This window comes from Streptomyces sp. NPDC058289 (assembly GCF_042880975.1).
Classification (GTDB): Bacteria; Actinomycetota; Actinomycetes; order Streptomycetales; family Streptomycetaceae; genus Streptomyces; species Streptomyces stoeckheimensis.
The window spans coordinates 1-23244 of the sequence record NZ_JBHVYI010000111.1 but is presented as its reverse complement, the minus strand read 5'-3'; the positions used below and the strand labels follow the sequence as shown (position 1 = coordinate 23244).

The 23244-nt window shown below is 72.5% G+C and carries 22 protein-coding genes; 8 read left to right on the top strand and 14 right to left on the bottom strand.

From position 1 onward, the window contains the following. Nucleotides 1-130: 130 nt before the first annotated feature. Nucleotides 131-1786, bottom strand: coding sequence for a cation acetate symporter (locus tag ACFVX6_RS35870; protein ID WP_375954651.1), 1656 nt, complete (start codon nucleotides 1784-1786; stop codon nucleotides 131-133). Continuing rightward, nucleotides 1783-2148: a DUF485 domain-containing protein gene (locus tag ACFVX6_RS35865; protein ID WP_389698723.1), complete on the bottom strand. Its 366-nt coding sequence runs from the start codon at nucleotides 2146-2148 to the stop codon at nucleotides 1783-1785. Before ACFVX6_RS35865 ends, ACFVX6_RS35870 begins: the two co-directional genes overlap by 4 nt. 276 nt (nucleotides 2149-2424) lie before the next feature. Here ACFVX6_RS35865 and ACFVX6_RS35860 point away from each other — a divergent pair, with 276 nt between their 5' ends. Next, complete coding sequence (locus ACFVX6_RS35860; protein WP_389698721.1) at nucleotides 2425-3972, top strand: S8 family serine peptidase; 1548 nt, start codon at nucleotides 2425-2427, stop codon at nucleotides 3970-3972. A gap of 93 nt (nucleotides 3973-4065) precedes the next feature. Here ACFVX6_RS35860 and ACFVX6_RS35855 read toward each other — a convergent pair whose 3' ends face one another. From ACFVX6_RS35855 to ACFVX6_RS35845, 3 genes are read right to left on the bottom strand one after another with little or no spacing between them, the layout of a single operon-like run. Beyond that, nucleotides 4066-5109: a zinc-dependent alcohol dehydrogenase family protein gene (locus tag ACFVX6_RS35855; protein WP_389698719.1), complete on the bottom strand. Its 1044-nt coding sequence runs from the start codon at nucleotides 5107-5109 to the stop codon at nucleotides 4066-4068. Between the two features lie 18 nt (nucleotides 5110-5127). Continuing rightward, a complete protein-coding gene (locus ACFVX6_RS35850) occupies nucleotides 5128-5871 on the bottom strand; it encodes a lysoplasmalogenase (RefSeq protein ID WP_389698717.1) in 744 nt (247 codons plus the stop codon). Then, nucleotides 5868-6776: a sterol desaturase family protein gene (locus ACFVX6_RS35845; RefSeq protein WP_389698715.1), complete on the bottom strand. Its 909-nt coding sequence runs from the start codon at nucleotides 6774-6776 to the stop codon at nucleotides 5868-5870. Before ACFVX6_RS35845 ends, ACFVX6_RS35850 begins: the two co-directional genes overlap by 4 nt. A 129-nt stretch (nucleotides 6777-6905) precedes the next feature. Between ACFVX6_RS35845 and ACFVX6_RS35840 the strand changes: the two genes are divergently transcribed. Then, nucleotides 6906-9911 carry an NACHT domain-containing protein gene (locus tag ACFVX6_RS35840; RefSeq protein WP_389698713.1) on the top strand — a complete coding sequence of 1002 codons (3006 nt, stop codon included), beginning with the start codon at nucleotides 6906-6908 and terminating at the stop codon, nucleotides 9909-9911. Between the two features lie 103 nt (nucleotides 9912-10014). Here the strand turns inward: ACFVX6_RS35840 and ACFVX6_RS35835 are convergent, their stop codons facing one another. From ACFVX6_RS35835 to ACFVX6_RS35820, 4 genes are read right to left on the bottom strand one after another with little or no spacing between them, the layout of a single operon-like run. Beyond that, entirely contained in the window at nucleotides 10015-11238 is a 1224-nt protein-coding gene (locus ACFVX6_RS35835; RefSeq protein ID WP_389698733.1) for an amidohydrolase family protein, read from the bottom strand. 11 nt (nucleotides 11239-11249) lie between these two features. Continuing rightward, on the bottom strand, nucleotides 11250-12536 hold the full coding sequence (locus ACFVX6_RS35830) for an amidohydrolase family protein (protein WP_389698711.1): 1287 nt from the start codon (nucleotides 12534-12536) through the stop codon (nucleotides 11250-11252). Between the two features lie 12 nt (nucleotides 12537-12548). Continuing rightward, complete coding sequence (locus tag ACFVX6_RS35825; RefSeq protein ID WP_389698709.1) at nucleotides 12549-13433, bottom strand: SDR family NAD(P)-dependent oxidoreductase; 885 nt, start codon at nucleotides 13431-13433, stop codon at nucleotides 12549-12551. Then, nucleotides 13433-14230, bottom strand: coding sequence for an acetoacetate decarboxylase family protein (locus ACFVX6_RS35820; RefSeq protein WP_266909793.1), 798 nt, complete (start codon nucleotides 14228-14230; stop codon nucleotides 13433-13435). The genes ACFVX6_RS35825 and ACFVX6_RS35820 overlap by 1 nt, the downstream gene beginning before the upstream one ends. Before the next feature lie 169 nt (nucleotides 14231-14399). Here ACFVX6_RS35820 and ACFVX6_RS35815 point away from each other — a divergent pair, with 169 nt between their 5' ends. The 6 genes from ACFVX6_RS35815 to ACFVX6_RS35790 all read left to right on the top strand — a co-directional run bounded on the left by ACFVX6_RS35815 (nucleotide 14400) and on the right by ACFVX6_RS35790 (nucleotide 20854). Next, entirely contained in the window at nucleotides 14400-15023 is a 624-nt protein-coding gene (locus ACFVX6_RS35815) for a TetR/AcrR family transcriptional regulator (protein WP_389698707.1), read from the top strand. 145 nt (nucleotides 15024-15168) lie between these two features. Then, nucleotides 15169-17799: an MXAN_6230/SCO0854 family RING domain-containing protein gene (locus ACFVX6_RS35810; RefSeq protein ID WP_389698731.1), complete on the top strand. Its 2631-nt coding sequence runs from the start codon at nucleotides 15169-15171 to the stop codon at nucleotides 17797-17799. A gap of 49 nt (nucleotides 17800-17848) precedes the next feature. Then, nucleotides 17849-18823: a DEDDh family exonuclease gene (locus ACFVX6_RS35805; protein WP_389698705.1), complete on the top strand. Its 975-nt coding sequence runs from the start codon at nucleotides 17849-17851 to the stop codon at nucleotides 18821-18823. Between the two features lie 130 nt (nucleotides 18824-18953). Then, nucleotides 18954-19187 (top strand): hypothetical protein, encoded by a 234-nt coding sequence (locus tag ACFVX6_RS35800; protein ID WP_112453882.1) that lies wholly within the window; start codon nucleotides 18954-18956, stop codon nucleotides 19185-19187. A gap of 103 nt (nucleotides 19188-19290) precedes the next feature. Beyond that, nucleotides 19291-20088 (top strand): SURF1 family protein, encoded by a 798-nt coding sequence (locus ACFVX6_RS35795; RefSeq protein WP_389698703.1) that lies wholly within the window; start codon nucleotides 19291-19293, stop codon nucleotides 20086-20088. A gap of 10 nt (nucleotides 20089-20098) precedes the next feature. After that, nucleotides 20099-20854, top strand: coding sequence for an SDR family oxidoreductase (locus ACFVX6_RS35790; protein WP_389698701.1), 756 nt, complete (start codon nucleotides 20099-20101; stop codon nucleotides 20852-20854). A gap of 21 nt (nucleotides 20855-20875) precedes the next feature. On the opposite strand, the gene ACFVX6_RS35785 is transcribed toward ACFVX6_RS35790, so the two are convergent. The 5 genes from ACFVX6_RS35785 to ACFVX6_RS35765 are packed head-to-tail and all read right to left on the bottom strand — an operon-like array spanning nucleotide 20876 to nucleotide 22982. Further along, the gene (locus ACFVX6_RS35785) at nucleotides 20876-21418 is read right to left on the bottom strand and encodes an alkaline shock response membrane anchor protein AmaP (protein ID WP_389698729.1); all 543 of its coding nucleotides are present in this window, start codon (nucleotides 21416-21418) and stop codon (nucleotides 20876-20878) included. A gap of 2 nt (nucleotides 21419-21420) precedes the next feature. Beyond that, nucleotides 21421-21951 carry a DUF6286 domain-containing protein gene (locus ACFVX6_RS35780; protein WP_389698699.1) on the bottom strand — a complete coding sequence of 177 codons (531 nt, stop codon included), beginning with the start codon at nucleotides 21949-21951 and terminating at the stop codon, nucleotides 21421-21423. Then, the gene (locus ACFVX6_RS35775; RefSeq protein WP_389698697.1) at nucleotides 21948-22310 is read right to left on the bottom strand and encodes a hypothetical protein; all 363 of its coding nucleotides are present in this window, start codon (nucleotides 22308-22310) and stop codon (nucleotides 21948-21950) included. Before ACFVX6_RS35775 ends, ACFVX6_RS35780 begins: the two co-directional genes overlap by 4 nt. Next, entirely contained in the window at nucleotides 22307-22537 is a 231-nt protein-coding gene (locus ACFVX6_RS35770) for a hypothetical protein (protein WP_389698695.1), read from the bottom strand. The genes ACFVX6_RS35775 and ACFVX6_RS35770 overlap by 4 nt, the downstream gene beginning before the upstream one ends. Nucleotides 22538-22547: 10 nt before the next feature. Next, the gene (locus tag ACFVX6_RS35765; RefSeq protein WP_389698693.1) at nucleotides 22548-22982 is read right to left on the bottom strand and encodes an Asp23/Gls24 family envelope stress response protein; all 435 of its coding nucleotides are present in this window, start codon (nucleotides 22980-22982) and stop codon (nucleotides 22548-22550) included. Nucleotides 22983-23244: the final 262 nt, after the last annotated feature.

Below are 23244 nucleotides of genomic sequence, written 5' to 3'. Positions count from 1 at the left end.
TTTACTCCCCCGGGCGACCCCTGTGCCCTTCGGGGGGGCCCCACCCCCCGTCCGCCGCGGGGGCCGTGTCTTCGTAAAATCCCCCCCGCCCACGCTCGGTGTTCGGAGCATCTCGCTGAGGCGCAGCGTGTCAGTGTGCGCCGGTTCCGGTGAGCGACCGGACCTCGAGCTCGGCGAACTTCTGCGGGTCGGCCTTCTCCTTGGAGAGGACGGTGCCCAGCCACCCCAGCAGGAAGCCGAGCGGGATGGAGATGATGCCGGGGTTCTCCAGGGGGAACCAGTAGAAGTCGGCGCCCTTGAACATCGAGGTGGGCTTGCCGGAGACGACCGGCGAGAAGAGCACCAGGACGACCGAGGAGATCAGGCCTCCGTAGATGGACCACAGGGCGCCCTGGGTGGTGAAGCGCTTCCAGAAGAGGCTGTAGAGGATGGTCGGCAGGTTGGCGGACGCGGCGACCGCGAAGGCCAGGGCGACGAGGCCCGCCACGTTGAGGTCGCGGGCCAGGGCGCCGAGTCCGATGGCCACGGCTCCGATGACCACGGTCGACCAGCGGGCCGCCCGTACCTCTTCCTTCTCGGTGGCCTTGCCCTTGCGGATCACGTTCACGTAGATGTCGTGCGCGAAGGACGAGGAGGAGGCCAGGGTCAGGCCCGCGACGACCGCGAGGATCGTGGCGAAGGCCACCGCCGAGATCACGGCGAGCAGCACCGCTCCGCCGGTGGAACCCGAGCCGCCGCCGATCTCCTGGGCGAGCAGCGGGGCCGCGGTGGTGCCGGCCTTGTTGGAGGCGATGATGTCGGCCCGCTTGAGCAGGGCCGCGGCGCCGAAGCCGAGGACGATCGTCATCAGGTAGAAGGCGCCGATGATGCCGATGGCCCAGTTCACGGACTTACGGGCGGCCTTGGCCGTGGGGACCGTGTAGAAGCGGATCAGGATGTGCGGCAGGCCGGCCGTGCCCAGGACCAGGGCGAGGCCCAGCGAGAGGAAGTCCAGCTTCGAGAGCGAGTCCTTGCCGTACTTCAGGCCCGGCTCGAGGAACTTCACCCCCTGGCCGCTGTTGTCGGCGGCCTGGCCCAGCAGGTCCGAGATGTTGAAGTTGAACTTGAGCAGCACCAGGAAGGTGATCAGCAGCGTGCCCGCGATCAGCAGCACGGCCTTGATCATCTGGACCCAGGTGGTGCCCTTCATCCCGCCGATGGTGACGTAGAGGATCATCAGGACGCCGACCAGCGAGACGATCACGACCTTGCCGAAGTCGCTGGTGATGCCGAGGAGCAGGGAGACGAGCACGCCTGCGCCGGCCATCTGGGCGAGCAGGTAGAAGATCGAGACCACGATGGTGGAGGTGCCGGCGGCGGTGCGTACGGGGCGCTGGCGCATCCGGTACGCGAGCACGTCGCCCATCGTGTAGCGGCCGGAGTTGCGCAGCGGCTCGGCGACCAGGAGCAGGGCCACCAGCCAGGCGACGAGGAAGCCGATCGAGTAGAGGAAGCCGTCGTAGCCGAAGAGCGCGATGGCTCCGGCGATGCCGAGGAAGGACGCGGCGGACATGTAGTCGCCGGAGATGGCCAGGCCGTTCTGGAATCCGGTGAACTGGCGGCCGCCCGCGTAGAAGTCGGCGGCGTCCTTGGTCTGGCGTCCGGCCCAGATCGTGATGGCGAGGGTGGCGACGACGAACAGCCCGAACAGGGTGATGATCAGCGGGCGGTGCTCGGAGGCTCCGGCGGCGGTGGTCGTGCCCGCCGTGGCCGCCCCGGCGACCGCCACGTACAGCGGGGCGCTCATTCGCCCGCCTCCATCCTTGCCTTGATGGCCGAGGCCTTGGGGTCGAGCTGGGCCGCCGCGTGGCGCGAGTACAGCCAGGCGATGAGGAAGGTCGTCGCGAACTGGCCGAGGCCCAGGACGAGCGCGACGTTGATGTTGCCGAAGAGCTTCGTCCCCATGAAGCCGCCCGCGTAGTTGGAGAGCAGCACGTAGAGCAGGTACCAGGCGATGAACGCCACGGTGAGCGGGAAGGCGAACGAGCGGTGGGCGCGACGCAGTTCGGCGAACTCCGCGCTCTGCTGGACGCGTACGAACTCTTCGGCCGCGGGGGTCGCCGGCGGCGCTCCCGAACTGCCCGGAGGCGGCGCTGCTTCGGTGGTCACGGGGGACTCTCCTTGTGACGCGGGGGCGGTGGGGACGGCCGGGATGGCGGGAACGGCGGACAAAACAACCTCCGTGTGGGGGGACGGTGGTGCTGAATCCCCCCTGTCAACGGCACGGCCGGCGCGTCGGGGTGGTTCAACACCTGTTCGTTTCTTTGGAAACTGATTCCTCGAACTGATGGCGCGAAGTCGAACACCGGCACTAGGTTCACGTGACATGAACCCGTCGGGCGCGACCGCGCCCGCACGGCTTTTTCACGATGATGTGGAGAACCCATGGCTCATCTGGGAACCGGTAACCGGCGGCGCGCTCTCGCCGTTCCGGTCGGCCTGGCGCTCACGGCCTCGCTCGCCTTCCTGCCTTCGGTCGCGGCCTCCGCCGCTCCGCTCGGCGTGACGGCTGACGCTTCGGCCACCGCCACGCCCGACACCTCCGGCCCCAAGCTGTCCTACGTGGCCAACTTGACCTCGTACGGAAGCGTGAAGCAGGCGAAGAAGTCGATCGAGCGTGCCGGCGGCACCGTGGTGATCGCATATGAGCAGATCGGAGTGGTCGTAGCCCACTCGCAGAACCCGGAGTTCGCCAAGCAGCTCCGCGGTCAGCGGAGCCTGTTCGCCTCGGTCGGTGCCACCCGTACCGCTCCCCTGTCGGTCGTGCAGACCGACGAGGAGGGGTCGACGCAGCGGCTGAGTGACGCGGACGCCGCCAAGGCGGCGGCGCAGGCCGAGCCCGGGCAGGAGCCCCTGGAGTCCAACCAGTGGGACCTGCGCGCGATCAAGGCCGACCAGGCTCACAAGATCAACGATGGCAGCCGGAACGTGACGGTGGGCGTCATCGACACGGGTGTCGACGACACTCACCCGGATCTCGCCCCGAACTTCTCCAAGGGCCAGTCCGCCAACTGCGTCGGCGGCGTCGCCGACACCACCGAGGGCTCCTGGCGTCCGTACGCCGACGGCAGCGACCACGGCACCCACGTGGCGGGCACCATCGCGGCCCCGCGCAACGGAGTCGGCATCAGCGGTGTGGCGCCCGGCGTCCAGGTGGCCGCGATCAAGGTGAGCGAGCCCGCGACCAGCCTCTTCTACACCGAGGCCGTCGTCTGTGCCTTCATGTTCGCCGCCGAGAAGGGGATCGAGGTGACCAACAACAGCTACTACGTCGACCCCTGGCTCTACAACTGCAAGTCGGACGACGACCAGAAGGCGCTGGTGGAGGCCCTCGGCCGGGCGACGAAGTACTCCGAGCGCAAGGGCGTGCTCAGCGTCGCCTCGGCGGGCAACTCGAACCACGACCTGGCGTCCAACGCCATCGTGGACGACACGAGCCCGAACGACACCACCCCGGTGACCCGCACCATCGACCCGCACGTCTGCCTGGACATCCCCACGCAGCTCCCGGGCGTGGTCACGGTGAGCGCGACCGGTGACAAGGGCTTCAAGTCGTACTACTCCAGCTACGGCCTGGGCGTCGTCGACGTCGCCGCCCCCGGCGGCGACAAGTGGCAGATACCCGCCACCCCGGACGCCAACGGCCGCGTGCTGTCCACCCTCCCGGGCGGCGGCTACGGCTACAAGCAGGGCACCTCGATGGCCGGCCCGCACGTCGCCGGTGTCGCGGCGCTCCTCAAGAGCGCGCACCCGTGGGCGAGCCCGGCGCAGCTCCAGCTGCTCCTCAAGGCCCAGGCCACGAAGACCGCCTGCCCCGAGAAGGTCTACGACGCCACGGGCGCGCTGGTCGACGCCGCCACCTGCAACAGCAAGTGGGGCCAGAACAGCTACGACGGCTACGGCGTGGTCGACGCGCTGAAGGCCGTCAAGTAAGCCGGCTGAATCCGCTGAAACGCTGAAGGGCCGGGCGGGGAACATCCCGCCCGGCCCTTCCTTTCGTTCGGACCCCTCGTTCTGACCCTGACGTCAGGGCTTGATCATGACCTTCAGCGCGCTGCGGTCGTCCATCGCCCGGTAGCCGTCCGGGACCTCGTCCAGGGTGACGGCCCGGTCGAAGACGGGCGACGGGTCGATCGCACCGCTGAGCACGTCCGCGAGCAGCTCGGGGATGTACGCGCGGACCGGCGCGACACCGCCGCGCAGGGTGAGGTTGCGGTCGAACATGACACCGAGGTCGAGGCCGGTGCCGCTGCCGTGCGGGACGCCGACGTAGCCGATGGCCCCGCCGTCGCGGGCGATGTTCACGGCGGTGCGCATGGACTGCTCGGTGCCGACCGCCTCGATGACCGAGTGGGCGCCCTGGCCGCCGGTGAGCTCGCGCACGGCCGCCTCGGCGGCCTCGCCGCGCTCGGCGACCACGTCGGTGGCCCCGAAGAGCTTCGCGATGTCCGTGCGGACGGCGTGCCGGCCCAGTGCGATGATCCGCTCGGCGCCCAGGCGCTTGGCGGCGAGGACCCCGCACAGGCCGACCGCGCCGTCGCCGACGACGGCGACCGTGGAGCCCTTGCGGACCCCCGCGCCGAGCGCGGCGTGGTGGCCGGTGCCCATGACGTCGGACAGCGCGAGCAGTGCGGTCAGCAGGTGGTCGTCGGAGACGGCGTCGGCGGGCAGCTTCACCAGCGTGCCGTCGGCGTGCGGGACCCGGACGGCCTCGCCCTGGCCGCCGTCGTGACCGACCGAGCCCCAGAAGCCGCCGTGCTCGCAGGAGGTGTAGAGGCCCTCGGAGCAGTAGGCGCAGGTGCCGTCGGACCACATGAAGGGGGCGACGACGAGGTCTCCGGCGCGCAGGCCCGAGACGGCGGAGCCGGTCTCCTCGACGACGCCGAGGAACTCGTGGCCGATCCGCTGGCCCGGCTGGCGCTTGGCCTCGCCGCGGTAGGCCCAGAGGTCGCTGCCGCAGATGCAGGCACGCAGGACGCGGACGACGGCGTCCTCGGGGCGCTGGATCGCAGCGTCGGGCACCTCCTCCACGCGGATGTCGTGCGGGGCGTGGATGACGGTGGCGCGCATGGTGGTGCAGTCCTCCGGCTAGGAAGTGGTTGAGCCCTGTAGGGCCTCCCTACCGTACGCCCGCTCCGGAGCGAGTGCTCCCGTGGCCAGCAGGTACTGGGCCGCCACGTAGGTGGCCATGACCCAGAAGTCGGGGCGGGGCAGCTGGGGCCACTCGGCGACCCCGGTGGCGATGAGCGTGTCGGAGAGCAGGAACAGCGCCCCGCCGAGCCCGGCCCGCAGCCCCAGGGCGCTGGAGCGGTAGGCCATGGCGGTGAGCAGCAGGCTGTACCCGGCGACCGGGATCCGCAGCTCCGCGGGCAGGTCGCCCCAGAGCAGCGTGACGGTGGACAGGAGCGCGGCGGCGTACGCGGCCCCGAGCAGGGGGCCGGTCCCGCGGCGGCCGAAGAGGCTGCGCCCCCTGAAGAGCATGAGGTAGCAGACGTGTCCGGCGGCGAAGGAGCCCATGCCGATCAGGAAGGCGACATCGGCGTCGAAGAGCAGGGCCAGGTCCCCGCCCCAGCCGAACAGGAGGGCCGCGACCAGCAGGCGGGGGGCGCGCCGGGTGATGACGTAGGCGACGAGCAGCGGCATCAGCAGCGGCTTGGCGATGAGGTGCCCGGTGTGCCAACCCGCCAGCAGGGATCCGAGGTCCAGGGCGGTGGCGGCCGCGAAGGCGACGAGCAGCGCCCTGGTGGCGGGGCCCGAGCCCGCGGGAACGGCGGGGCGCGCCCAGGAGGGCGTACGGGACTGCGTGCGATCGGTGGATCCGGCGGCGCTCACGCGGCGTGCTCCGGGGCCGGCGCGGACGCGGGCGCCTCGGCCGGGGCGGCCTGCGCCGGCTGCACGGCCTGCGCGTCCGCGGGCTGCCAGCCGGGGCCGCGGAACACGCGCCCTGCGCGCTCGCGCCAGGTGGCGGCCCCGCGTACGTCCCGGGCGATGGAGGCGTACTCGTGGGTGGCGACCCGCAGGGGGTTGTAGGTGCCGATGTTCTTGGTGAGTCCGAAGACGGGCTTGTCGGTCTCCCCCACCCAGGAGCCGAACATCCGGTCCCAGACGATCAGGATGCCGCCGAAGTTCCGGTCCAGGTAGCCGCCTTGGGAGGCGTGGTGGACGCGGTGGTGGGAGGGCGAGTTGAAGACGAACTCGATCGGCCGGGGCAGTTTGTCGATGCGCTCGGTGTGGATCCAGAACTGGTAGACGAGGTTGACCGAGTAGCAGAACGCGATGGCGGCCGGGTGCACGCCCAGCGCGATCATCGGGAGGTAGAACGGCCAGGAGGTGGCGCTGGTCCAGGGCTGGCGCAGGGCGGTGGTGAGGTTGAACTTGCGGCTGCTGTGGTGGACGACGTGGCAGGCCCACAGGATCCGGATGACGTGGTGGCCGCGGTGCTGCCAGTAGTAGAGGAAGTCCTGGGCGAGCAGCATCAGCGGAACGGTCCACCACAGGACGGGGACGCGCAGCGGGGTGAGCTCGTAGACCGCGGTGTAGATCGCGACGATCGGGATCTTCCAGAGGAAGTCGAAGCCGAGGCTGCCGATCCCCATGCCGAGGCTGGTGACGGCGTCCTTGGTCTCGTACCCGGCGGCGTCCTCGTCGGGATGGATGCGGTAGCTCACCAGCTCTATGACGGTGAGCAGGACAAAGGCGGGTATGGACCACAGAACGACATCGGGCAGGTTCGGCATGTCCGCACCATAGAGGCGGGTTCGGGGGCTCGGCTAGAGGTTGTTACCGATCGGTATCCATCGGTGTTACCGACGGTTCACGAGATGCTTCCGGGTGAGGGTGTCCGGGCCAAGGGGAGGGCATGGGGCATGGGGTACGAAGCGGGTTTCGAGGAGATCGCCTTAGAGGCGGCGGACGCCGTGGCGCGGGCGCTGATCAGGGCCCGGCCGCCGGGGGGACTCCGGCTCAGGCCGGTGCGGGACAACGGCGCCGACCGGCTGCGCCGCGCGCACAGGCTGGTCGCCCTGTTGACGGAGGCGAGCGCGGGGCTGGACGAACCCGCCCGCTCCGCGGCGGTGGCCGCCGTCGGCGGGGCGTTCGCCGCGCTCGGCCCGAAGCAGACCGGGGCCCTCCTCACGGCCGCCGACGGCCCCTCGGCCGTCCCCGTGCCCCCGCCGCCCACGGAACTGGCCCCCGCGGCGGAAGCCGCCTACCGGGAGCTGTTCCTGCTGTGCCTCGGCGGCCGGACGGCGGAGGACGGGAGCTCCACCCGGGGCGAGGACCCCGGGGCCGCACCGGACGCGGAGGCCGCCGCGGCCTTCGAGGAGCAGTACGCCCGGTACGTCGCCGGGGCCCAGGGGCGGGTCCAGCTGTACGGACTGACGCTCAGCCAGGCCCGCCAGGACTGGTCGCTGGACCTGGCCTACATCAGCCTCGCGGTCAGCGGCGGGGAGTTCCTCGAAGAACCCGGCCTGCAGAGCTCGGTGAAGGCCGAGGTGGCACTGAGCGCGACGGAGCGGGTGCTGCTGCGCGGCCCGGCCGGGTCGGGCAAGAGCACCCTCGTGAAATGGCTGGCCCTCAATGCAGCCCGGAACAGCTTCGGACCCCAGCTGCCGGACTGGAACGGCCTGGTCCCCTTCGTCCTGCCGCTGCGCTCCTTCAACTCCCCCGCCGGACTGCCCCGGCCGCAGGACTGGCTCGGCGCGACCGGTGTCCCGCTGCCGCCTCCGGAGGGCTGGATCACCGGGCTCCTCGCCTCCGGGCGGGCGCTGGTGCTGATCGACGGAGTGGACGAGGTGTCTCCGCGCCTGCGCGACAGGACCGAGTCCTGGCTGCGGGCCCTGCTCACCGAGTACCCGGCGGCCCGCTTCGTGGTCACCACCCGCCACTCGGCCGTACCCGAGGACTGGCTGACCGCCCACGGTTTCACCTCCCTCGCCCTGCTGCCGATGGACCGGGACGACGTCGGCGCCTTCATCACGCACTGGCACGCCTCCGCCCGGGCGGAGGCGGACGGCGAGGGCGAGGGGCCGGAGCGGGAACTGCTCGACCGGTACGAGAAGGCGCTCCTGGAGGCCGTGGGATCGCGCCGGGACCTGGGCAGGCTGGCGACGAACCCGCTCATGTGCGCCCTGCTGTGCGCACTGAACCGGGACCGCCGGATGCATCTGCCCCGGGCCCGCAAGGAGCTCTATGACACGGCTCTGGACATGCTGCTGATCCGCCGCGACAGCGAACGGGACATCTCCGGGGTCGAGGGCGTCTACCTCAGCCGGGACGAGCAGACCCTGCTGCTCCAGCGGCTGGCGTACTGGCTGATCCGCAACGGACAGGTGGAGGCCTCCGCCGAGGAGGCGATCGGGATGATCGCCGAATCGCTCGAATCCATGCCTCAGGTCAAGGCGCAGGGCAGCGCACAGACGGTGTTCCGTCACCTGCTGATCCGCAGCGGGCTGCTCCGCGAGCCGGTACCGGGCTCGGTCCTGTTCGTCCACCAGACCTTCCAGGACTACCTCGGCGCCAAGGCGGCCGTCGAGGCACGGGACTTCGGCGTCCTGGCGCGCAATGCGCACGAGTACACCTGGGACAACGTGGTCCGGATGGCCGTGGGACACGCCCGGCCCGACGAACGCGCCTACCTGCTCCGCGAGTTGCTCGCACGAGCCGATCAGTCGGAGCCCGACCGCAGCCGGCTCGTGCTGCTCGCGGCCGCCTGTCTGGAACACGCGCCGGAGCTGGATCCGGAGGTCCGGCGCGAGGTGACGGCCCGGACGGCGCTCCTGCTGCCCCCTCGCTCCCCGGGCCAGGCCGAGGAACTGGCCAAGGCGGGGGAACTGGTGCTGGAGCTGCTGCCGGAGCCGGCCGGGCTCGTCGAGGCCGAGGCGGCCGCGACGATCCGTACGGCGGCACTCGTCGGCGGCGACCGGGCGCTCCAGGTGATCGCGGGCTTCCGGACGGACGACCGCTACGAGGCCGCCCGCGAACTCTCCGACGCCTGGGGGCGGTTCCCCGTGGACGTGTACGCGGACACGGTCCTCGCGGACGCCCCCATGAACACGGCCCACCTGCACGTGCGGACGCCCGGACAGTTACGGGCGCTGGACCGGCTCCGGCACGTCCGCCGGCTGCACGTCACCTGGGACGGCCCGGTCCCGCCGGAGATCGTGCGGCGGCAGGACCTGGAGTCGCTGACCCTGCACCGCAATCCGCGGCTGGCCGATCTGTCCCCGCTGGCCGGGCAGTCCTCGCTGCGGCACCTGGGCGTCCTGGACTGCCCGCAGGTCACCGGGATCGAGGTGGTGGGCGAACTCCGGGCGGACAGCCTCGCCTTCGGCTACCTCCAGGACGACCTCTCGCTCGCACCCCTGGCGGGCGCGGCCGGCCTGCGCTCGCTGGTCATCGGCTTCGAGCCGGAGCAGCGCCGGATCGGGGACGTCCCCGCCGCGGACTCGCTGACCGCGCTGCACCTGTGGCAGGGCGCCCGCCGGATGACGCTCGACGGGATCGAGCGCTGGCCGCGGGTGGAGAAGCTGACGGTCGCCGGGAGCGGACAGTACCGGCAGCTGGTGCGCTCGCTGCCGCTCAGGGGACTGACCGCGCTGCAGATCCGGCACGCCGCGCCCGTATCGGCCGGGGCCCTCCTGCCGTACGAACGCCTCGGCCGGCTCGTGCTGATCCGGTGCGCGCTGGAGGGGTCGCTGGAGGCGCTGCACGAGTTCCCGGCGCTGCGCCGGCTCGTGCTGAGCGAATGCCTGGGGACCGTGGACCTGTCGCCGCTGGCGCCCATGGAGCAGCTGGTGATCGAACTGCGCCGGGGCACGCACGTGAGGGGTACCGAGCTGATCCCGCCGGAGCGGCTCGTCCGCAGGGACTGAGCCGCTCCGCCGGGAGCACCCGGAGCGCCCGTAGCGCCGGGACCGCCGGCGGGACCGCCGGGTCAGGCGGCCTCGGTGCTACGGGGCGTTCGCGCGCTCCCCGTCACCAGACCCGGACCGAGCCCCCGCGGGCGAAGGCCGGGCTGGTGGCGGCCGCCGGGACCTCCGTCAGGGGCTGCGCGACCTCCGAGACGAGGGGGCCGTGCTTGGCGGCGACCGCGTCGAGGAGGGCGAGGTCGAAGCCGTACACCCGGGCGGCGTTGCCGCCGACCATGGCGGCGACCTCCTCGCGCGGCAGGCCCGCGTAGGCGATGCGCAGGCCCTCGCGGGAGTAGGGCGTGGTGCCCTCGTCGTGGGGGTAGTCGCTGCCCCACATGATCTTGTCGAGGCCGATCCGGTCCCGCAGCGGGACCTCGTGGGGGCGCATGAAGCTCGCTCCCACGAAGCAGTTCTCCCGCCAGACCTCGCTCGGCCCCTTGCCCATGGACTCCGCCAGCCCGGCCCCGAACTTGGCCTCGGCGGTGGCCGAGGCCGCGACCAGGCGGCCGTGGTAGTAGTCCAGCATCTCGATCACGCCCGGGATCCAGCCGGAGCCCTGCTCCGTCAGGACCAGTTTCAGCCCGGGGTTGCGGCGGAAGGCCCCGCCGAAGATGAGGTGCCACAGGGCCCGGTGGGAGAACCAGGTGGTCTCCACCATGAAGACGGCCCGCGCCGCCGGCTCGTCGCCCAGCGGCGGCGAGGCGGAGCCGCCGTGGTGGTTGACCGGGACGTCCAGCTCGTCGCAGACGGCCCAGATCGGGTCGTAGACCTCCGAGTAGAGCTCGGGAACGGTGGAGCCGGGCGGGACGCCGGGCAGCAGGATGCCGCCGGTCAGGCCCGCCTTGCGGGTGCGGCGGATCTCCTTGACCGCCGCGTCCACGTCGTTCAGCAGGATCTGGACCACGCCCGCCCGGCGGCCCGGCGCGTCCGCGCAGAAGTCCGCCAGCCACCGGTTGTGGGCCTGGAGCCCGGCCCAGCGCATCTCGTACTCGGCCGCCGTCGGGGGCTGGGCCATCAGCGAGGCCTTGGGGAAGAACGGCGGGATGGTGTTCGGGAAGAGCACCTCCGCGACGATCCCGTCGGCTTCGAGCTCGGCCAGGCGCCGAGCCGAGTTCCAGTTCCGGTCGGCCGTGTCCGCGAGGAGGTCCTCGTACGGGTTGACGTAGGTCGCGGCCCAGGCGTCGAACTCCTCGTGGTGGCGCTTCTCCAGGTACGGCTTGTAGTCCAGCAGGTCGGCGCCCGCATGGCAGTCGGCGGAGATGACCGTGTAGCGGTCCTCGCCAGTCACCGGAGTGTCGGTCACTGGTTCACCCCCAGGACCGGGAAGTCGTTGTCGGTCAGCCAGTGCCGGCCCACGTCGCGCGAGCGCGCCCAGGAGGCTTCGACGGCCGCCTGGTCCTCGCTCTGGCCGAGCTCGGCCGGGGTGGGGCCGATCCGGCGGGCGATCGGCGCCAGCTTCTCGGTGTCGAAGCCGAATACGTCTGCCGCGGCCAGGCCCAGCATCCGGCGGGTCTCCTCGACGGGGATGTCGTGGAAGGTGTTCTTCAGCCAGTTGCGGGTGTTCGGCCAGGTCCCCTCGGGGTGCGGGAAGTCCGAGCCCCACAGGATGTTGTCCACGCCGATCTCGTAGCGCTGGGCCAGCTCCCGCCGCTTGGTGTTGGTGGCGCAGATGAACACCTGCCGGTCCAGGTACTCGCTCGGCGGCCTCTTCAGCTCCTCGAACGGCGAGAGCTTCTTGCCGCCGTGCGCGCCGAGGTAGAGCCGGTCCATGAACCAGAGCTGGTTCGGCAGCCACCAGCAGCCCGACTCGGCGACGCCGAACTTCAGCCCCGGGTGCCGCTCGAAGACCCCGGACCAGAGCAGGAACCACAGCGGGCGGGCCGGCCACCAGGTGACCTCGGAGACGAAGATGCCCAGGTGGTCCCCGTACTCGTGGCGCGGCGAGGAGCCCGAGTGGGTGACGATCGGCATCTGCGTCTCGGCCGCCGCGGCCCACACCGGGTCGTAACGGCGGTCGTGGTAGGGGGCCTTGTCCACCCACATGGCCGGGATCATCAGGGCGCCGAGCCCGGACGCCTTGGCGCGGTATATCTCGGCGACGACCTTGTCCGGATCGCCGGTGATGGGCAGCAGGGCGACCCCGCAGTGCCGCTCGGGGTTCTCCGAGACGAACTCGGCAAGCCACCGGTTGTGCGCCTGGGCGCCGGCCATGCCGAGCTCGGGGTCCTGGTCCCCGGAGAGGCCGAGGCCCACTCCGAAGGGGGCGGCGGTCTGGCTGTCCACGGCGTCGGCGTCGGGGAAGACGACTTCGGCGGCCACGCCGTCGCCGTCGAGTTCCTTCAGCCGCTGCGTGACGTCCCAGCCGCCCTTGAGGCCCTCCTCGTGGTCGTGGAACCACTTCTCGGCGAAGGCCTCGTTGCGCACGCCGAGCTTGGTTGCCTCGGCGCGGCGGGCGTCGCGCTCGCCGAGGAACTCGTCGAACTGCGGGTGGAAGGCGCTGTCCAGGTAGGGGCGGTACTGCTCGGTTGGCAGCCCCGCGTGGCAGTCGGAGGAGATGATCAGGTACGGGTCTTCGTACGCACTCACGATTGAGGCTCCTCAGTCGAGGATGAAGCTTTCCAGGTAGGCGGGGTTGGCGCGGTCGAGCATCGACTGCGACCGGGCGCGGATCTGCCGGTCGCTGTGCTCGCTGTCGGGCAGCATCCAGAAGCGGTCGGCGCGGATGCCGTCCACGACGTGGTCGGCGACGTCCTCGACCGGGGTGAAGTTCACCTCGTGGCCGGCCTGCTTCATGGCGGCCTCGTACTGGTCGAGGCTGCGGTACGGGGACTTGCGCGGGCGCTCCTTGGCGTACCGGTCGGGCCGGTTGCGGTGCGATTCCCACAGGCCGGTGCGCAGCATGTGCGGTCCGGGGAAGAGCACGGAGGCGCCGATGGTCGCGCCCTCCGCCTTGAGGTGGGCGTAGAGCGACTCGGTCATGGTGACCACGGCCGCCTTGGTCACCGCGTAGACGGAGGCCGTGGGCAGCGGGGCGATGCCGCCGTCGCCGGAGGAGGTGTTGACGATGTGGCCGGGGCCGCCGCCCGCGATCATGCGGGGGACGAAGGCCTGGATGCCGTGGAAGACGCCCCAGACGTTGACGGAGAAGGCCCATTTCCAGTCGTTGGGCTCGTGCTCCCACATGCGGCCCTCGGCTCCGGAGCCGACGCCCGCGTTGTTGCAGAGGACGTGCACCGCGCCGAAGGTCTCGTACGCGGCGTCGGCGAGGGAGATCACGGAGTCCCGGTCGCTGACGTCGACGATCTTGGCGAGCACCTCGGCGCCGTCGGCGGCGAGTTCGTCCGCGGCCTTGTGCAGGGCGCCCTCCTCCACGTCGGCGAGGACCACCTTCAGCCCCTCGGCGGCGAAGCGGCGGGCCATCGCGAGACCGATGCCGCCGGCGGCTCCGGTGACCACGGCCACCTGTCCCGGTTCGAGTCGCATCAGACGCTCCCCTCGGGCGGTCCGTCGAGGATCTGCATCGGGTCGTCGTAGCGCTGGTGGATGTACGGGAGCAGGGCCTGGGCGCTGACCCGTTCGACGACCTTGCCCCGCTGGTCGGTGGTCTTCTCGCCGATGGTGAGCTCGACGAGGCGGCGTACGGGGAGATCGGCGATCGGATCGAACATCGACTCCCGGAGCACCACGTCGCCGGTGATGTGCTCCAGCTTGCGGACCTTCTCGTTGCGGGTGCAGTGCACCAGCACCGGATCGGCGTCGAAGCCCGAACCGTCCACCGCGGGGAGGAACTTGAAGTAGAAGTCGGTCTTCACGGTGGGTTCGGGCAGCGGCAGCTCGCGGTCCACCGCGCCGCGCACCTCCACGAAGGCGATCCCGTGCCGGGCGAGCGAGGCGCTGACGACCAGGCCGTCGCGCTCGACGGTGATCTCGCCGAGCTTCTTCGGCTCGCCGAAGACCTCGCGGCCTCCGATCAGGGCGCGCTCCATGCTCATCGGCATGACCAGCGGGTACCAGCCCTCGACCCCGTCGTGCTGGGCGGCGACGGCCACCGAACCGGCGCCGAGCGGGTAGCCGGGCAGGTCCACCTTGCTGATGTTGGCCCGCACCAGGGGCCGCTCGGTGGGCTTCAGCGGCGGCGGGAGGACCGCCGCCACCACGTCCGGGTCGGTCTCCCAGACGGCCACCACGCCGGTGGACCAGATGTCGGGGAGCTTGGAACTCTTCTCGCGCGATGCGGCGATCTCGGCCTCGGTGCGCGCTCCGTACCGTACGCGTGCCATCTATCGCACCATCCTTCGTCTAGGACGCAGTCGGTTCTGAGGCAATCGGTTCTGACGCAGTCGGTTCTGACGATCGGTTCTGTAACACAGTTACACCGCCACCGATGAAGGGTAAAGACCCGTGCACGTAACCGATCTGACGGATCGACAGAAAGTTGGTACGGACACGATGGCCAGAACCACGCTGACCCGCGCGGAGGTGCTGGACGCCGCCGCGTCCCTGGTCAAACAGCACGGCCCGGCCGCCCTCACCATGCGCAAGCTCGCCGCCGAGCTGGGCACCGCGGTGACCTCCATCTACTGGCACGTCGGCAACCGCGAATCGCTGCTCGACGCCCTCGTGGAGCGGACCGTGGAAGAGGTGGGCGCCATCCGGCCGATCGGCCGCAGCCCCGGCGACCGCATCCTCTCGGTCGCCCGGATACTGCGCCGCGAACTGCGCGAGCGCCCGCACCTGATCGCGATGGTCCACGAGCGCGGCCTCACCGACCGGATGTTCCTGCCCGCCCAGCAGGCCCTGGTCCACGAGGTGCACGCGGCGGGCCTGCGCGGGACCCGGGCCGCGGACGCGGTGCGCGCGATCCAGTTCCAGATCATCGGCTTCGTCCTGGTCGAGCGCAATCGCGAACGCTCCCCCGCCCAGTCCCCCGCCGAGAGCGAGCTCTGGGACCCGGCCGACGCCCCGCACGACCCGTCGCTGGCCCGCGCGCTGGCCCGGCCGGTGGATCCGGAGCGGCTGTTCCTGCTGACCCTGAGGGCCCTGATACAGGCCCTGCTGGCGCCGGGCGGGTAATTCCTTTGCACGCTGCGACGGCACCGTGATGGGATCCGTGGACACGGGGGCGGCTCCCCGGCGCGCATCCTTCTCACCCTTCCTCCGACGACCCCGCGCGCCCACTCCCCGCCCCCGTTCTTCACGTTCACGGAGGGGAACACCCATAGCAACCGTAGAGACCGTCCTGCTGCGCCGCCTGCAGACCTTCTACGTCGACGGGCCGTCCGCCCGGTCCGGCGGAACCGGCGGAACCGGCGGGCCCGCCCTACGCAGGCTCGAAACGGAACTCCTTGGACGCGGCCACACGCTGGACCCGGAGCTCTACGCGGCCCTGGCCGCGCTGCCCACCGAGAACCTGGCCGCCTCCCACGGCCGCCTCGTCGCCCTGGTCGACGACCTGCTCGGCGCCGACCGGACCCACACCCCGCTCTTCCGCCGCTTCCCGGTGATACCGGTGGTCGCCCCGCGCGACACCGAACGGCTCTACGTGGACCGGGTCTTCGCCCACCTCCTCCAGCAGGCCGACCACCCGTGCGTGCTCTGCGGCGAGCAGCGCACGGTCTTCCCGGTGTCCCCCTGCGCCCACCTCGTGTGCCGGCTCTGCTGGGACGGCGCCGACTACGCGGGCTGCCCGCTGTGCCACCGGCGGCTCGATCCCGCCGATCCGTTCCTGCGTCCCGTACGGGCCGTCGGCGCGGCCAAGCCCGCCCACCCCGGTCCGCTCCGGCTGCTGCGACTCGGCACCGACCCGGCCGCCGACGCCACGCCGATCGTGGCGGCACTGCTCGCCCGGCACACCCCGCTCTCCCCGCAGGACCGCGAGGACCTGGTCACGCTGCTGCCGCTGAGCCCGGCCGCGCGCGGCGAGCTCCCCGAGGAGATCCCCGTAAGGGAGACCAAGGCGCTGCTCCTGGCCACGCTGCTCACCGACCCCGGCGCGCGGGACTTCGTACGGCCCCTGCTCGCCGAGTGGCTGACCACAGCCACGGACGTGCTGCGGCTGCTCGCCGTGGCGTCCGCAGGCAACCCCGGACTGCTGCCCCTGCCGTCCCGGTTCGTCTCGCTCAGTCGGCCGCTGCGGCGCGAACTGCTCGCGCTGCTGGACTCGTTGCCGGTGCCGCACCTCGTCGAGGACCTCCTGCGGCACCCCACCGGCTGGAAGCGGGCCGCCGAGACCCTGCACCCCTTCGAGCAGCACGCCCGCCACCCGCGGGCCGCGCTCGCCTTCGCCGTCCTGCGCGGCACCCCGCTGACCGGCCTGCTGGGCACGGCCCTGCGGGACACCGCCGCCGCGCATCCGGACGCCGTACGGGTAGAGGACGACCTGATCAGGCCCGCGTCCTGGGGCGGGCGCCTGGAGCGGGCCCTGGCCGACGGGACCCCCGGGGCCGCCGCGGCGCTGGCCGGGCAGCGTCCGGGCGAACTCGTCCGGCGCCTCGACCACCTGCTGCGCCTGCACACCGGCGAGCGCCCCGTCCCGGAGCTCGTGCGGGCGCTGGAGCGCGGACTGCCCTCCGTGGGCCCCGGCCCGCTGCTCTCCGCCTTCGGGGCACTGCGCGTGCGTGCCGAGGACCGGCTCGGTGCGCGCCGGGTGTTCTTCCCGCGCGGCGAGGTCACCCGCGCCCTGTCGGTGGCGGAGGACCGACCGCCGCTGCCGGAGCCGCTGGTCCGGGAGGTCGCCGGGATGCTGGAGGCAGAAGTGCTGCGCCGGTTCGCCCGGCCCGGGGAGGAGCCGTACGAGCTGGCGGTGCTCGATTCCGCGCTCGCGGACCTGGTCGTGCCCTTCGCGGAGCGCGATTCGGCCAGGACCCTGGTCGCCGTCCCCCGGGGCAGCGCGCAGAGCCTGCCCGCGGGCGAGGTGCTGCGGCTCTTCCTGCACTGGACCGAGCCGACGGGCAACCGCACCGACCTCGACCTGTCCGTCGCCTTCTTCGACGGCGACTGGCAGTTCACCGGCCGGTGCGACTACACGCAGCTCCGGCACGGGCCGGAGGGCGCCGCCGTGCACTCCGGCGACCTCACCTCGGCTCCGGCTCCGGCCGGGGCCACCGAGTACGTGGACCTGGACCTGGCGAAGCTCGCCGAGCACGGGGACGCGTACGCGGTGCCCCTGGTGTTCAGCTTCAACAACGTGCCGTTCGAGGAGCTGCCGGACGCCTTCGCGGGCTTCATGGCCCTGCCGGCGGACGGCCCGCGCGACGCCTCGTACGATCCCCGGACCGTGCGCCAGCGCTTCGACCTGACGGGCGAGTCCCGGGCCTACCTGCCGATGGTGGTGGACCTCGGCGCCCGCCGGGCCCTGTGGGCGGACGTCCACCTGCCGCCTTCGGGCTCCCACCAGAGCGTCGGCGCCTCCGGCGGCGAACGGCTCGCCGCCGCCGCGGAGGACGTCTGCGACCACTTCGGCTCCGGTACCCGCACCACCCTGTGGGACCTCACCGTGTGGCGGGCGGCGGCCCGAACCCGTGAGGTGGTGGTGATCCGGCGGGCCACCGAGAGTTCGGCCACCGACGAGGTGTGGCTCTACCGGGCCGCGGCCGGTGAGCAGCCGGCGGCCTTCGCCGCGCGGATCGCCGCCCTGGAGCCGCCCGAGGAGCGCCGGCCCCGCGCGGACGCCGACGCGGAGGCCGCCGAACTGGCCGCCGGGAAGCGCGCGTTCCTGGCGCTGACCAGCGCGAGCGTGGCACCGGAAGGGGGTTCGGGGACGGCCTACCGGCTCTTCCCCGGACCGGCCGAAGTGCCCGGGTCCTTCGCCCGGGTGACGGCCGGGGACCTCGTGGCCGAGCTGGGCTGAAAGGCCGTAGGGCTTCGAGTGTCGGCGCGGGCCGATATCCTCTGTGACCATGCTCGCCGACCGTACGACCGCAGAGACGATGTGGCCGACCGCGTACCCACAGGGGTACGCGGTCGTCGACGTGGAGACCACCGGGCTCGCTCGCGACGACCGGATAATCTCCGCGGCCGTCTACCGGCTCGACGCTCAGGGCAACGTCGAGGACCACTGGTACACGCTGGTCAACCCGCTCCGGGACCCCGGGCCCGTGTGGATCCACGGTCTGACCAGCGACATGCTCCAGGACGCGCCGCTCTTCAAGGACATCGCCGAGGAGTTCGCGGGCCGGCTCGCCGACCGGGTGCTGGTGGCGCACAACGCGATCTTCGACTGGCAGATGATCGCCCGCGAGTACGCGCGGGCCGAGGCCACCGCGCCGGTGCGCCAGCGGCTGTGCACCATCGCCCTGTCGAAGGAACTGAACCTCCCGCTGCCCAACCACAAGCTGGAGTCGCTCGCCGCGCACTTCGGCGTGGTCCAGCAACGCGCCCACCACGCGCTCGACGACGCCCGGGTCCTCGCGGAGGCGTTCCGTCCGTCCCTGCACGCGGCCGCGCGGGACAACGTACGGCTGCCCCTGCTGGAATGCCGGCCGCTGACGGAGTGGTCGGACACCCCCGCCGCCCCGCGCGTCGGGTACCAGGCCTCGTACGGGGCGAGCTCGAGCTGGCGGCCCTCGCGCAAGCGGCCGCCGTGCCCGTATCCGAACCCGGGGCGGTGGGCGGACGGCACCCCGCTCAAGCAGGGCATGCGGATCGCGTTCTCCGGCGACACCTCGGTGGACCGGGAGCTGCTGGAGGACCGCACCGCGGAGGCCGGCCTGCACGTCGCGACGAGCCTGTCCCGGCTCACGAGCCTGCTCGTGACGAACGACCCGGACTCCTCGACCTCCAAGACGGTGAAGGCGAAGTCCTTCGGAACCCCCGTCGTCGACGAGGCGGCCTTCACCCAGCTGCTGCGGGACGTGGCTCCGGCGCAGGACTGACCCCGGGCAGGCTCGGGGGCCGGCCATCGGGCTGCCCGTCGGGCCGCTCGTTGGGCCGGCCGGGTGCCCGCTCGGCGACTCACCCCGGTGGATCTTGTTCCGGCGGTCCGCCCTGCGCAGCATGCCGCGCATGGCACGTTGCGAAGTCTGCGGGAACGATTACGGCATGTCCTTCGAAGTACACGCACAGGGTGCTGTGCACGTCTTCGACTGCTTCTCCTGCGCCATTCACCGCATGGCGCCCATCTGCGAGCACTGCCGGGTCCAGATCATCGGGCAGGGCGTCGAGGTCGAAGGACAGTGGTTCTGCGGAGGGCACTGCGCCCGCGCGGAGGGGAAGGTGGGCATCACCGACCGCGTCTGACTCCCGTCCCGTACTCCCCCGGCTTACCCCTCTCCCCTCCGCCACGACCCCGGACGGCCACCCGGCCGCCGGGGTCCTCGCCGCTGGGGGTACCGTCGTGGGCGTGTACCGCTTTGTGCTGACCCGGCAGTGGGTGTGCCTCACCCTCATCGGCCTCGCCCTGATCCCCGCGATGATCAAGCTGGGGTTCTGGCAATTCCACCGTCATGAGCACCGTGTCGCACAGAACGAGCTGATCGACGCGAACCTGCGGGCGAAGCCGGTCCCCATGACCGAGGTCACCTCCCCGGGCCACGTGGTCCCGCGCGCCGACTTCTGGCGGGCCGTGACCGCCACCGGTACGTACGACTCCGCGCACGAGGTCGTCGTGCGCATGCGCACCGACAACGACGACAAGGTCGGCTTCCACGTCCTCACCCCGCTGGTACTGGCCGACGGCCGGGTCGTGCTCGTCAACCGCGGCTGGGTCGCGGGCGGCGACGACCCGCGCGCCTACCCGCCGGTGCCGGCCGCGCCCGCCGGCGAGGTCACGGTCACCGGACGGCTGAAGGCCGACGAGACCAGCGGCGGCAGCGGCATCAAGGACCGCAAGGGCCTGCCGGACCGCCAAGTGATGCTGATCAACAGCAAGCAGCAGGCCGCGTACCTGGGCAAGCCCGTCCTCGGCGGCTACCTGGAACTCACCGCCCCGGTCCCGGCCGAAGGCAAGCCCGAGGTGGTCGCCGACCCCGACCACGACTCGATCGGGCCGCACATGGCGTACGCCGTGCAGTGGTGGCTGTTCACCTTCGCGGTACCGGTGGGCTGGATCGTGCTCGTACGGCGCGAGAAGCGCGACCGCGAGGCCGCGGCCGCCGCCGGGACCGCCGCCTCCGAACGGGAGCCGGTGGCGACCGCGTAGCGTGTCGGGCATGGATCTTGGACTGAAGGACCGTGTCTACGTAGTCACCGGCGCCACCAGGGGCCTCGGCTACGCATCCGCCCGCGAACTCACCGCCGACGGCGCGAAGGTGGTGCTCACCGGCCGGGACGCGGGGCGCGCCGAGGCCGCGGCCAAGGCGCTGGGCCCGAACGCGGTCGGCATGGCCGCCGACAACTCCGACCCCGGGGCCGCCTCCCGGCTCGTCGCCGCGGCCCGGGAACACTTCGGCCGCCTCGACGGCATCCTCATCAGCGTCGGCGGCCCGGCGCCCGGTTCGGCGGCCGACAACACCGACGAGCAGTGGGCGGCGGCCTTCGAGTCGGTCTTCCTCGGCGCGGTCCGCCTCGCGCGGGCGGCGGCCGCCGAGCTCTCCGACGGCGGGGTCATCGGCTTCGTCCTGTCGGGCTCCGTGCACGAGCCGATCCCGGGCCTCACCATCTCCAACGGACTGCGCCCCGGCCTGGCCGGCTTCGCGAAGTCCCTCTCCGTGGAGCTGGGCCCTCGTGGCATCCGCGTGGTCGGCCTGCTGCCCGCCCGCATCGACACCGACCGGGTCCGCGAGCTCGACGCCCTGTCCGGGGACGCGGACCTCGCGCGCACCCGCAACGAGGCGGGGATCCCGCTGCGGCGTTACGGCACCCCGGAGGAGTTCGGCCGCTCGGCGGCCTTCCTGCTCTCCCCGGCGGCTTCCTACCTGACCGGCGTCATGCTCCCGGTGGACGGCGGCTCCCGGCACGGCTTCTGAGCCGTCCGCCCCGGCTCCGCCTCACGTCACCCGCCGCGCCCGGCGCAGGGTGACGTGGAGGCGGGCCTCCGCCGGGAGGGCCGGGAGCGCCGCCGAGGCGCGGGCCCGGCCCAGCACCGGTCCGGCGAGGGCCGCCAGCACGTCGGCCGGCACCGCGTGCGGCTCCAGCTCCAGGGCGACCCGCAGGGCCGGGGCCCCGCGCCGCCCGCACAGGGTGACCCGGCACCGTGCCACGCCCTCCACGGCCTCCCGGACATCGGCCTCGACGGCCTCCTCCAGCGCCCGCCCGCGCAGTACGGCGAACGCCCCGTCCCCGGTGTCCACGAGCACCGCCGCGAGCCGGGCCCGCCGCAGTTGGGACAGCAGCCACCACAACGCCAGCAGGACGCACACCCCGAGGGCGGCGAGCACCACCCACCAGGGCGCCGGCCAGCCCGGCCCGCGCGGGGCCAGCAGGGGTTCGTCGCGGCCTTCGAACGGCCCGGACGCGGTCAGCACCGACGCCCCCGCCGCCAGCAGGACCAGTCCGAGCAGCGCGAGCAGAACCCGGTTCACCGTCCCCAGGGTCACCGGCGGTTCACCCGTACCCTCGGCCGTACCTCGCGGGCCAGGCCCAGCTCGTCGACACCGACGGCCAGCACCGCGTCCAGATCGGCCCGTACGTCGTCCAGTTCGCGGAAGTGGGACACCGCCCGGACCCCGATGCGGGACCGGCCCACCCTGACCCGCACCGACCGCACCCCGGCCACCTCCATGACCCGGTCGCGCAACACCTGCGCGGCGGCCTTGCGTTCCAGTCCGCCCCGGACCTCCGGGTGCCCGGAGGCCATCGGGAGGATTCCGCGCAGGCCCGGGGTGAGGGCGTACAGCAGGAGCGCGGCCCCGGCCGCGGCCAGGACCCCGCCGCCGATCAGCACTCCGGGGTCGGCCGGGGTGTGCCGCTCCAGCGCGCGGGAGAGCTCGTCGCGCCAGCGCATGCCCGGGTGGTGCGCCCGTACGGCGGCCAGGTCGTACAGGAACAGCCCCGCCACCGCGAGGACGGCGAGCGCCCCCACGGCGGCCGGAAGCCGCCGGGGCGACCGGAAGCGGGCGCTCACCGGACCCGCCGGTCCCGCCCGGCGGCGGGCCGGGCGGGGTGCAGGTGCTCGATGTCGACGTCCACCTCGGGTACGGCCATCTCCGCGTACTCCTCGACGCGCCGGGCGACGCTGCGGCGTACGGCCGCGCACTGGGCGGCGAGGTCGGAGGGGTAGGGGAGCTCCAGGACGACCCGTACGCGGGCGATGTCGTGGTGCACGGTGACGGTGGCGTGCGGCGCGGCCGCGTCCGGAGCGGGCCGGGTCAGGGCCTCCAGGGCGGCCCTGGCGGCGATCTTCGCGACGACCCGGTCGGCGATCCGGGTGGCGCCCCGCTCGGCGGCGGGCACCCGGGGCGGGGTGGGCCGGGGGGTGCTCATCGGTCCCGGTCCCGGTCACGGTCCCTGCCCCGGTCCCGGTCACGGTCGCCGGGGCGGCCCCGGGGGCGGAAGAAGTCCCCGGGTTCCAGGTCCCCGTCGAGGAACCGGCCCACGACGAAGCCGATGGCGCCGAGCGCGGCCACCAGCAGGAAGGCCCCGAAGCCGCCGAAGTACCCGGCGAACCCCAGTGCCATGCCGGCCACCAGGCCGACGACCGACATGCTCATGCGGGCTCCTCTACTGCAGTCGGGACTCCGGCTCCTCGTCGTCCTCGTCCGGCAGCTTGACGTCGCTGACCGCGATGTTGACCTCGACGACCTCGAGGCCGGTCATCCGCTCCACCGCCGAGACGACGTTCTCACGGACGGCCCGGGCCACGTCCCTGATCGACACGCCGTAATCCACGACGATCTCCAGGTCGAGGGCGGTCTGCAGCTCGCCGACCTCCGCCTTCACGCCCCGGCTGACGGAGGACTTGGCCCCGCCGGGGACGCGGTCGCGGACGGCGCCGAAGGTACGGGAGAGGCCGCTGCCGCTGCCCATGGCGTGGACGCCGGCCACCTCGCGGGCGGCCAGGCCGGCGATCTTCTCGACCACGCCGTCGGCGATGCTCGTGCGGCCGCGGTCGGCGGGGGGCTTGGCGGTGCCGCCTGTGGCGGCGGATTCGGTCATCTCGTATCCCTTCGCGCGTGCGGGCTCCCTCCCGACCAACGGTAAGTCGGCACCCCGGGCGGCGCCCGTCCCGACGCGGCCGGGGGGGATCCGCTGCGCGGGGAGAAGTCCCCTACCCGCCCTTCGCCCGTTCCCCGGGCTGCGCCCGGACCCCCTGGGGCTTCCGCCCCCAGACCCCGCTCCTCAAACGCCGGAGGGGCTGGAATTGCCGCTACGCGGCAAACCAGCCCCTGCCAAAATCCAGCCCCTCCGGCGTTTGAGG